This window comes from Rhodoplanes elegans, assembly GCF_016653355.1.
GTDB lineage: Bacteria > Pseudomonadota > Alphaproteobacteria > Rhizobiales > Xanthobacteraceae > Rhodoplanes > Rhodoplanes elegans.
Genome location: NZ_NHSK01000172.1, coordinates 1 through 9,841 on the forward strand (window position 1 = coordinate 1; position 9,841 = coordinate 9,841).

General features: G+C 71.2%; 10 protein-coding genes and 1 pseudogene. 6 read left to right on the forward strand and 5 right to left on the reverse strand.

What is annotated here, in order from left to right; translation table 11 throughout:
- Nucleotides 1-326: pseudogene (locus tag CCR97_RS21495) on the reverse strand (hypothetical protein); the annotation flags it as partial.
- A gap of 163 nt (nucleotides 327-489) precedes the next feature.
- On the opposite strand from CCR97_RS21495, the gene CCR97_RS21500 reads away from it, so the two are divergent.
- The 6 genes from CCR97_RS21500 (at nucleotide 490) to CCR97_RS21525 (ending at nucleotide 5,426) form a co-directional block, all read left to right on the forward strand.
- Nucleotides 490-2,715: a TonB-dependent receptor gene (locus tag CCR97_RS21500; protein ID WP_244670601.1), complete on the forward strand. Its 2,226-nt coding sequence runs from the start codon at nucleotides 490-492 to the stop codon at nucleotides 2,713-2,715.
- A gap of 435 nt (nucleotides 2,716-3,150) precedes the next feature.
- On the forward strand, nucleotides 3,151-3,390 hold the full coding sequence (locus CCR97_RS21505) for a hypothetical protein (protein ID WP_201159830.1): 240 nt from the start codon (nucleotides 3,151-3,153) through the stop codon (nucleotides 3,388-3,390).
- 9 nt (nucleotides 3,391-3,399) lie between these two features.
- Nucleotides 3,400-3,600: a hypothetical protein gene (locus tag CCR97_RS21510; protein WP_111359310.1), complete on the forward strand. Its 201-nt coding sequence runs from the start codon at nucleotides 3,400-3,402 to the stop codon at nucleotides 3,598-3,600.
- 200 nt (nucleotides 3,601-3,800) lie between these two features.
- Nucleotides 3,801-4,232: a response regulator gene (locus CCR97_RS21515; RefSeq protein ID WP_170145989.1), complete on the forward strand. Its 432-nt coding sequence runs from the start codon at nucleotides 3,801-3,803 to the stop codon at nucleotides 4,230-4,232.
- Between the two features lie 122 nt (nucleotides 4,233-4,354).
- On the forward strand, nucleotides 4,355-4,774 hold the full coding sequence (locus CCR97_RS21520) for a phosphate-starvation-inducible PsiE family protein (protein ID WP_111359308.1): 420 nt from the start codon (nucleotides 4,355-4,357) through the stop codon (nucleotides 4,772-4,774).
- A 361-nt stretch (nucleotides 4,775-5,135) separates the two neighbouring features.
- On the forward strand, nucleotides 5,136-5,426 hold the full coding sequence (locus CCR97_RS21525) for a hypothetical protein (protein ID WP_146618871.1): 291 nt from the start codon (nucleotides 5,136-5,138) through the stop codon (nucleotides 5,424-5,426).
- Nucleotides 5,427-5,470: 44 nt separating this feature from the next.
- On the opposite strand, the gene CCR97_RS21530 is transcribed toward CCR97_RS21525, so the two are convergent.
- The 4 genes from CCR97_RS21530 to CCR97_RS21545 form a co-directional block, all read right to left on the reverse strand.
- Nucleotides 5,471-5,944 carry a hypothetical protein gene (locus tag CCR97_RS21530; protein WP_111359306.1) on the reverse strand — a complete coding sequence of 158 codons (474 nt, stop codon included), beginning with the start codon at nucleotides 5,942-5,944 and terminating at the stop codon, nucleotides 5,471-5,473.
- 120 nt (nucleotides 5,945-6,064) lie between these two features.
- A complete protein-coding gene (locus tag CCR97_RS21535) occupies nucleotides 6,065-6,331 on the reverse strand; it encodes a hypothetical protein (protein ID WP_111359305.1) in 267 nt (88 codons plus the stop codon).
- A gap of 157 nt (nucleotides 6,332-6,488) precedes the next feature.
- Complete coding sequence (locus CCR97_RS21540; protein ID WP_244670602.1) at nucleotides 6,489-8,342, reverse strand: thiamine pyrophosphate-binding protein; 1,854 nt, start codon at nucleotides 8,340-8,342, stop codon at nucleotides 6,489-6,491.
- A 283-nt stretch (nucleotides 8,343-8,625) separates the two neighbouring features.
- Nucleotides 8,626-9,774 carry a lytic murein transglycosylase gene (locus tag CCR97_RS21545; RefSeq protein ID WP_201159831.1) on the reverse strand — a complete coding sequence of 383 codons (1,149 nt, stop codon included), beginning with the start codon at nucleotides 9,772-9,774 and terminating at the stop codon, nucleotides 8,626-8,628.
- Between the last annotated feature and the right edge of the window lie 67 nt (nucleotides 9,775-9,841).

The following is a 9,841-nucleotide window of genomic DNA, read 5'->3' on the forward strand; positions in this document are numbered from 1 at the left end:
TCCGGGGCCGCCTCGGCGACCGGGGCCGGCGCCAGGTCGGCCGGCTGCGTCTCCGGCGCCGCGGCGACCACGGCGAGCTCGATCACCACCACGGGCGCGCCGCCGTCCTGATCGGGCGGGGGCGGCGCGGGCCGCGCGAGCAGCGCGCCGGCGACCGCCGCGTGCAGCCCGAGTGCCAGAAGCAGCGCCGTGCGCCAATGCGAGACGTCGGCGATCGGGGCGACGGCCGGCGCCGGCCGCTCGGCCGTGAGTCCGGCCATGCCGGCCGACAGCGGATCGGCCGCCGGCTCGGTCGTCGGCGGGTCTCTCTCGGCCGTGAAATCCATGCGATGTCGAGACGTAGGAACCCCTGCCGACGCGATGGCCGGCATGTTGTGGCGCATCGACCACAGTGTCCCGCCGATCGGCGGCCGGAGCGCGTTGCGCCGTTGACGAGGAGGGTCGCGAACAACGTAATAACATAACAATTCGCGTTCAAGGAAACGGAAAATGAAAGTCCAGCGCCTCTGGCTCCTCGGCGCCGCCAGTGTTCTCGTGATGGGTGGCGAGGGCGTCGCGCAGCAACCGCCGGAGCTGCCGCCCGTGACCGTCGCGCAGCCGAAACCGAAGCCGAAGCCCGCCACCACGGCGCGCGTGCGTCCCCGCCCGCGACCCGCGCCCGCGGCGACCCCCACCGCGGCCCCTCCGGCCGCGGTGGCGGCGCCGGCGACGCCGGTCGGGCCACGCTGGGACGAGCCGGTGACCACGGCCCTGCAGGGCACCCCGTCGGGCGTCCAGGCGACCTCGACGGGGCCGGCGACGACCGCCACCGAGAGCCAGATCATTCGTGACCCGGCCGCCCAGATGGGCGACGTGGTGTTCACCCGGCCCGGCGTCACCTCGACCACCTTCGCGCCGGGCGCCAGCCGCCCGGTGATCCGTGGCCTCGAATCGGTGCGGGTGCGCGTCCAGGAGAACGGCATCGGCTCGCACGACGTGTCCGACCTCGGCGAGGATCACGGCGTGCCGATCGATCCGCTCGCGGCCAAGAAGATCGAGATCATCCGCGGCCCCGGCACCCTGCGCTACTCGTCGCAGGCGATCGGCGGCATCGCCAGCGCCACCAACGACCGCATCCCCGAGGTGCTGCCCCAGCAGGGCATCCACGGCGAGATCCGCGCCTCCGGCGCGACCGTCGACCGCGGCTACGACGGTGCCGTGCTGGTCGACGCCGTGCACGACAAGACCGTGCTGCACGTCGACGCCTATGGCCGCCACGCCGACGACTATCGCATCCCGGGCGGCGTGCAGCCCAACACCAAGATCGGCGCCAGCGGCGAGTCGGCCGCGGTGACGCGCTTCTTCGACGACGGCTTCGCCGGGCTGGGCATCCAGCACTACCAGAGCGTCTATCACATCCCCGGCACCGAGAGCGCGATCAACAACACCCGCATCGCGATGGAGCAGACCAAGGTCACGGGCCGCGGCGAGTGGCGTCTCGACGGCGGCGCCTTCGAGGCGTTCCGCTGGTGGGTCGGCGCGACCAACTACAAGCACCACGAGATGGGGCTCGACGAGCTGGGCTTCGACGGCACACGGGCGACCTTCGTCAATCGCCAGCAGGAGGCGCGGGCCGAGTTCGCGCATGTGCCGGTGGCGACCGCCTTCGGCGAGCTGACCGGCGTGATCGGCGCCGACACGGGCCACCGCGACCTCAACAGCGGCGGCGAGGCCGGCGGCCTGATCGGCCCGAGCACCACCAACCGGGCCGCCGTCTACACGCTCGAGCAGCTCCGCTTCGCGCCGACCTGGTCGCTGGTCGCGGCCGGGCGCGTCGAATACGCCAAGATCAGCGGCATCGCCTTCACGTTCCCGTCGCTGGTGTTCACCGGCGACGAGCCGACCTCGGCCGCCGCCTCGCGCAGCTTCGTGCCGATGAGCGTCAGCGCCGCGCTGGTGAAGGATCTGCCCTGGGCCGTCACCGCGAGCCTGACGGTGGAGCACAAGGAGCGCGCCCCCGGGCCGCTCGAGCTCTACGCCCACGGCGCCCACGACGCCACCGGCACGTTCGAGATCGGCGACGCCAACCTCCAGAAGGAGAAGATGAACGCGGTCGAGCTCGGCCTCAAGCGGCAGAGCGGCGACTGGCGCTTCGAGGCGAACGCCTATTATCGCAAGTTCAACGGCTTCATCTTCCGCCAGCTCACCGGCAACCTGTGCGGCGAGGACTACGACACCTGCGGCGATCCGAACGGTGAGTTTCTGCAGGTCACCTACACCCAGCTCGACGCGACCTTCCGGGGCGTCGAGTTCTACTCCCAGCTCGACGTCGCCCGGCTCGCCGGCGGCATCGTGACGGTGGAGGGCCAGTACGACTATCTGCGCGCCACCTTCGAGGGCGGCGCCAACGTGCCGCGCATCCCGCCGATGCGGCTCGGCGGCGGTCTCTCGTGGCGCGACGCCAACTGGCTCGCCCGGGTCAACTTCATCCACGCCTTCGCGCAGGACGATCCCGGTGCGAACGAGACGGCGACGCCCGGCTACAATCTCCTCAAGGCGGAGCTGAGCTACACGGACAAGATCCGCGATGCGCGCTCGCCCTTCACGTCCTTCACGGTCGGCACCGTCGGCGACAATCTGCTCAACGACGACATCCGCAACAGCGTCTCGTTCCGCAAGGACGAGGTGCTGCTGCCCGGCCGCACCTTCCGGGCGTTCGCCACCTTGCGGTTCTGATCAGGATCCTCGGACGCGGGCCCGAGAAGGAGCTTGCATAGCTCGTCGTTCCGGGCGCGGACCTCGAGGTCCGCGAGCCCGGAATCCATACGCCCGGAGCAAGTGGCTCACGACAGACAGGGGTTATGGATACCGCGCTCGGCGCTTGCGATCCGCCCCGGGATGACGGAGCTGTCGTGCAAAGCCCTCGCCGTGGCGAGCACGGCAGAGGAGAGGTTGAAGTCCTGATGTCAGAGCGGCTTCGGGGGCGAGCGCCGAACGAGGTTCGACGGAACGCGAGCACGTCCATTCGAAATAGAGGTACTAGGTTCGGTTTCTGCATACTTATTCATCAGTTCGCAATCCTACCAACCGGGCTGATCCCGATTTTCGCCATAGGAAGGGAATGATTCACTTGCCTCGCTCATCCTGTGGGGGATGGCCTGCGAGAGGATCATGTCGATGTCGACCCCCGACGACACGGTTCCGGTGCTCTGCGGGATTTGCGACGACACCCTGGTGCCCGTCGCGACGCCCTGCGCCGTCGTCCAGCGGCCGCGTTCGGCCGCCGTGCTGGTGTGCCGGACCTGCGGCACCCGTCAGACCCGTCCCGCCGCGCGCGGCGGCGACTATTTCGACATCGTCATGCGGGTCCGGGCGCATCGTCCGGCCGCCCGCCGGCGTCCGGCGATGTGAGGACCCGGGATGACGGGGCGGAGCAACTCGATCGGCGTGCTGCCCCTGACCCGCGGCGTGTCGCGGGCCCGTGAGCGTGTCTCGGCCCTCACGGCCGCATGGCGTCGCGGTTTGCTCGCGCTGCTCGACCCGTACCGGCCCGAGGCGCACTACATGCGTGGCCCGGGTCCCAAGTGGCACGCCAAGCACGGTCCGCACGCGCGCCACTGACCTCCATCCCGGCGACGCCCGCCGACCGTGAGCCGGTCCCCGCACCGTTCGACGTGTCCCGACCTGATTGCCCTTCGCGGTGCCCGCCGTCGCGTCATCGCGACGCCTCGCGCACCGGGGCATTCACGCCATCCAGATTTCGTTAGGACCTTCGCCGATAATCGCACCGGGGACGTCGCATGCGATTCGGAGGAAACATCTTGCTCTTCTCCGCAGGCCCGCCGGGGGCCGCACTGCAGGAAGGCGCGATCCGCAAGACCGTTCTGGTCATCGACGACGACATCACATCCCGCTCGATCATCTGCCGGGTCGCCGACCGGGCCGGCTTCGCCGCCATCGGGGTCGCGAGCGTGGAGGAGGCCGAGCTGCTGATCGGATCGCACGTCTTCGATCTGGTCACGCTCGATATCGCCCTCGGCGCCGGCACGGCTCACGACATGCTGGAGGCGCTGGCGCGGCTCTCGTTCGACAAGCCGATCGTGGTGGTCAGCGGCATGGACCCGGCGAGCGTCGAGGCCGTGATGACGACGGCCCGCGGGCGCGACCTGAGGCTTCTCGACGGGCTCATGAAGCCGATCGATCTCGGGGCCTTGAAGGCCTGCTTCGAACGCGTCCTGGTCGCCCCCGCCTGAGCATCGCCTGCGACCCTGCCCGGCCTCGACCACAGCGAACCGGGGCGCCACCATGCGATACCGTCGCAGGTCGGGCGAATCGCCCGGCGTGGGTCGAGCATCGTGGGGCGAGGGGCCATCGCATGGCGAAACCGGCATTCAAGGACGGCACGGTCGGGCGGATCATCCACCGGGTCGAGGACGCGTTCCTGCTCGGGATCGCGCTCTTCACCGTCGTCGCGATGGGGCAGGAGGTCTACGCGATCGTCCTGCGCATCAAGGTGGAGCTGAAGGACCTGCTCCTGATGTTCATCTATGTCGAGGTGCTGGGAATGGTCGGGGTCTATTACGACTCCAAGAAGATACCCATCACGCTGCCGCTGTTCATCGCCATAACGGCGCTGTCGCGGCTGGTCATCCTGCAGGGCAAGGACCAGCCGCCGGTCAATCTGCTCTACGAGAGCGGCGCCATTCTGGTCCTCGCACTGGCCTGCGTCGTCATCACCTATCGGCATACGTCCGAGCGGCGGGAGCGTACCCGCACCGAAGCCAACGGGGAGTAGCCGGAATATGTCGGCGGGCTGACACAAAACACAATTTTTCGCGGTGCACAGCGACGTCTCGTCGCAACGGTATGGTGATCCCATCACACCGAGTCTGCCGTTACAGTCGAAGGGCGTCACGGTTCCTGGAGGGAACCGCCGCCGGAGCATCATGGACGGGATCGCGGCGTATCCTGTCCGCCGGCACACCTTCGATCACAGCGCAAGGGAAGCCGGCCTTCGCGCGCAAAGGGACTGCGGCAGGAGGCCATTGATGACCGAGATCGACGACCGCGACGACGCGGCCGATCGGGGAGGGCGTGCGACCTCCCCGCCGCCGAGCCGAACCGACGCGAGCCGAACCGACGCGAGCCGAACCGACGTGAGCCGAACCGACGTGAGCCGGCCGGGCGCGACCGAGACGGTCGGCACGGCGCGCCGCTCGGCCGAACGGACCCAGATCGCCCGGGCTCTGCTCGATCTCGTCGTCGACGAGATCATGGGCCGCATCAAGCGCCGGCTGCCCGACGTCTCGGCGACGCCGGGCGAGCCGCGCCGACGCCGCCAGCGGGCGGATGCGAGCGCATCGGCCGTGCCGGTCTCGCCGGCACGACGGCTGCAGGGCATGGTGAAGCGGGTGGTGGTCGGCAAGCGACGCGGCGACGGCCGCTGATCGCGCCACGGGTGGGGCGACGGAGCCGCGCCCGCGGGGCCGGTTCAGCGAGGCTCCGCCTCGCACGCCGCCGCGGCAGCCGGATCGGCCGGGATGTGCAGCGTGATCAGCAGCCGGCACACCGCGATCAGCGGCGCAGTGGCGGCGTCGGCGCGGCCAAAATCCACCATCATCTGTGCCGTCACGATCCGCATCGGGAGGTCGACCAGCAGCGTGACGCCGTCGGTCTCGCCTTTCAGGGCGATGATCCGGGTCTTGCCGAAGCGCTCGGCGAGCTGGCCGAAGGCCTCGCGCAGCCCGGCGAGATCGGCTTTCGCCCGCGGCCGGTCGCGTTCCGCGATCGCCAGAATGGCGGCGCGGTTGCGGCGCTCGGTCTCGGCCACGGCGGCCTGAAAGAGCGTCGGGTCGTCGTCGCTCGCCGACGTCGGTGCGCCGACGGCACGAGGGGCCGCTGCGGACAGCGCGACGCAGGCGAGCAGCGCGGCGGAGAGGATCGTCAGGCGGGTCGCGAGGCGCATGAGCGGTGCCTTGAGGCGAGCGGTCCGGGCCGATCATAGCCGGCTTCGCCCGACACCCGGTCCCGTCTCGCGTGACGTGGTGAACGCGCGGTCCGGCCGCCGTGCCCGGCGCAGTGGCGTTCAGTCGCCGCTGCGCTGCTCCTCCTGCAGCCGCACGATCTCGGCGCCGATCATCCTGTAGAGATGGCGCAGCGCCGCCAGCTTGGCGGCGCCGATGTACCGCGCTTCCGAATTGCGCGGATGCGCCGTGCGTGGCTCGTCGATCTCCAGATCCGCCAGCGGAACCTGGAGCTCGAACCAGAGCGTCGCTTTGGACACGTCCGACCGATCCGAGAAGCGGGCATGGACGGCAGTCTCGGACACCAAGGTGGTGGCGACCAATCCCATGGCGACCTCCCCTTCGGAATTATTCTAGCGCGGCGCCGCTAGTCCTCAAGGGTAACTCGATCAGGAGACGGACGAGGTGCGCGCATCAGCCGCGCACCCGCCACGCACCAGACGCACAGCGGACGCGAGCCGCATCGCCGGTTCGGCCCGCCGGCGGTCACGGCGCCCGCGTGAGGGCGGCGGCGACGGTGCCGTAGCCCGGCGCCACGCTGACATCGACCACCACGACCTGCCCGGCGCGCGCCGCCGCGACCGCCTCGGCGAGTGTCGGGGCGAGCGCGTCGCCGCGCTCCACCGGGCCGAAGCCGGTCGCGCCCTGCGCCCGCGCCATCGCGGCGAGGTCGATGGCCGGCTCGTCGATGCGCTGGCCGATCCACTTGTTCTCGACCGGCCGCCCGCGCATGCGTGCGACGCGTTCCTGATGGACCTCGTCGTTGTAGAAGGAGCGGTTGTTGGCGATCACGATCAGCAATGGCAGCCGGTAGTGAACCGCGGTCCACAGCGCCGTGACGCCCATCAGGAAATCGCCGTCGCCGCACACCGCCACCGCCAGACGCTCGGTGTCCTTCAGGGCCAGCGCGGCGCCGACCGCGAGGCCCGGCCCGGCGCCGAGCCCGCCGCCGCCGTCGGAGCCGAGGAAGTCGAGCGGGTGGCGGAACGGCCACCACTGGCCCTGCCACGAGATGGTGGTGTGGGCGAGCGCCGCCGGCGCGTCGCCGAGCGCCGCATGGAGCGCGCGGGCGAGGTGCTCGACCGAGATCGGACCCTCGGCCGGCACCGCCGCTGCCGGCGCTGGCACGGCGGGCGATGCTGCGGCAGCGGGCTTCTTCCGCTCGCCGAGAGCGGGGAGCAGCGCCGCGACGGTCGCGTCCGGGTCGGCCGCGATCATCAGGTCGACGGGCGGAAGGCCTTGATGATCCATGCTCCAGCCATTGTGGAGCTGATGATCGAGCGACACCTGGATCACGGTCGCGGCCGGCGGCGCCTTCAGCACCGAGAGCGTGCCGGCGAGGTCGATCCAGTCGAGGCTGAGGATCACGTCGGCCTCACGCATCGCCGCGATCAGCCCGTCGCCCGGGAAGGTCGAGATCGGCCACGGGTGGAGCGGGTGCTCGGTCGGGAAGGCCGTGCCGGTCTTCAGGTTGGTGGCGACACGCGCCCCGATCGCCTCGGCGAGGGCGACGCGGCGGTCCCAGGCGGCGGGATCGCGCGACACCCGGCCGGCGAGGATCAGCGGCCGCTCGGCCTTCGCCAGGATCTCGGCGGCGTGCGCCACGAGATCGTTCGGTGGGCCGGCGACGACGGGCGGCATGAAGCGGGCCGGGTCGAGGGCGGGCAGGGGGGCCGGCAGCGCCGCCTCCTGCAGCTCGACGTCGAGCACCACATAGGTCGGCGCCTGCGGGGCGCTGTTGGCGAGCCACCAGGCGCGCATGAGCGACTCGCGGGCGGCGCCGGGCGAGGCCGGCTGGTCGTCCCACTTGGTGTAGTGGCGGACCAGCGCGCCCTGGTCGCGGGTCGTGTGGATCCAGTCGATCCACGGCCGCCGCTTCACTGCGTCGACCGGCCCGGTGGCGCCGAGGACCAGCATCGGCATGCGGTCGCACCAGGCGTTGAAGAGGCCCATGGTGGCGTGCATCAGGCCGACATTCGAATGCACCGCCACCGCCATGGCGCGGCCCGTCACCTTGGCCCAGCCGTGGGCGATGGCGACGGCGGATTCCTCGTGCAGGCAGAGCAGCATCTGCGGCGCCGTGTTGCCGAGATGATTGACCAGGCTGTCGTGCAGGCCGCGATAGCTGGCGCCCGGGTTGAGCGCGATCCACGGCACGTCGAGACGGCGCAGCATCTCGGCGACGACGTCGCTGCCGAACTGCGCGGCGTTGGCCGCGGCAAGGCCGCTGGGGCGATCGACGGCCTCGGGGCCGGCGCGACCGGCCAGGCTGCCGGCGTCGTCACGGGCGGCATCTCCGGCGCGCGACGCGGGCCGGGCGGAAGACATCTCGGAGGTCATGGAGCGGGGGTCCTGCACTGCGGGGAGTGCAAGCAAATCCGATCACATGCCGTGGTGCAACAAGGATGGTGACGGCGCGATCCGCAGGACTCGTGTCCCGGGCCCGGCGCGCAGCGCCGTGACCCGGGACCCAGGGCTCCGCGTCGAAGCGCCTGTCGTGACGGCCTCTGGGCCCCGGCTCTGCGGCGCATCGGACCTGCCGCCCGACGCGCCTTGTCCGGGGCACGGCGCCGAGAGCGGGAGAGCTCTTTTGTCCACCACGCGCCCGAGCAGCGCGCGACAATCACCCGCCCTGGCGCAGCCGGGCCAGGACCTTCAGGCCGGCATAGCCGTCGACCTCCATGCCGGCCTTGCGCTGGAAGGCGGCGACCGCCTTCATGGTGGTGCTGCCGACCCGGCCGTCGCTGCCGCCGGTGTCGAAGCCGGCCGCCGTGAGGCGGCGCTGGATCTCCTGCACCTCGGCCAGCGTGGGGGTGCGCTCGCCGCCCGGAAAGCTCTGCACGAACGGTCCCTGGCCGCGCAGCCGGTCGGCCAGATGGACGATCGACAGCGCGTAGGAGAAGGCCGGATTGTAGGCATGGACGGACTGGAAGTTCCGGCCGATCAGGAAGGCCGGGCCGCCCGGCTCCGGCACCGTGAGCCGGACCTGATGGCCGGGATGGGCGAAGGGCGCGCCGTCGGGCCGCGTCACGCCGAGCTCCGCCCACTTGGCGTAGGTGCGGTACGTCCGGCGGTCGGCGAGCCGCATGTTGAAGCCCGGCGGCAGACGCGCCTCGCAGCCCCAGGACTCGCCCTGGGCGTACTTGCCGCGCACCAGCAAATAGCGGGCGGCGCCGGCGAGCGCGTCGTCCGGTCGGCCGAACGGCGAGATGCGGCCGTCGCCGTCGAAGTCGACGCCCATGTTGAGCCACACCTCCGGCATCCACTGGGTGTGGCCCATGGCGCCGGCCCACGAGCCGATCATCTGGTTGGGATCGCCCCAGCCGCGATCGACGATGATCAGCGCGTTGATCAGCTCCTGCTCCCAGTAGGAGCGTCGGCGCGGCTCGCCAAAGGCGAGGGCCGCGAGCGCCGGCAGCACCGGGCGCATGTACTTGCGATTGTCGATGACGTCGCCGTAGCTCGACTCGACGCCCCACAGGGCCAGCACGATGAAGCGATCGACCCGGTACTCGCGCTCGATGCGCTCGAGCAGCGCGCGCTGCTCGGCGGCGCGCTGGCGGCCGGTGACGATCCGCCAGTCGGAGACGCGGCGGTTGAGATACTGCCAGAGCTCCTCCTGGAACTCCGGCTGGGCGCGCTGCAGGGCGTAGACGCCGGTGTCCGGCTTGAGCCCCGCCATCACCCGGTCGTAGGTCTCGGCCGAGACGCCGCGGCGCAACGCCTTGGCCCGGAAGCTCGCGCGCCACTGGTCGAAGGAGGGCGCCGCCACGGCTTCTCCGCCGGCCGTGACGGCGGCGAGCCCCGCCGCGACGGCGGCGGCGAACCGGCGTCACGGC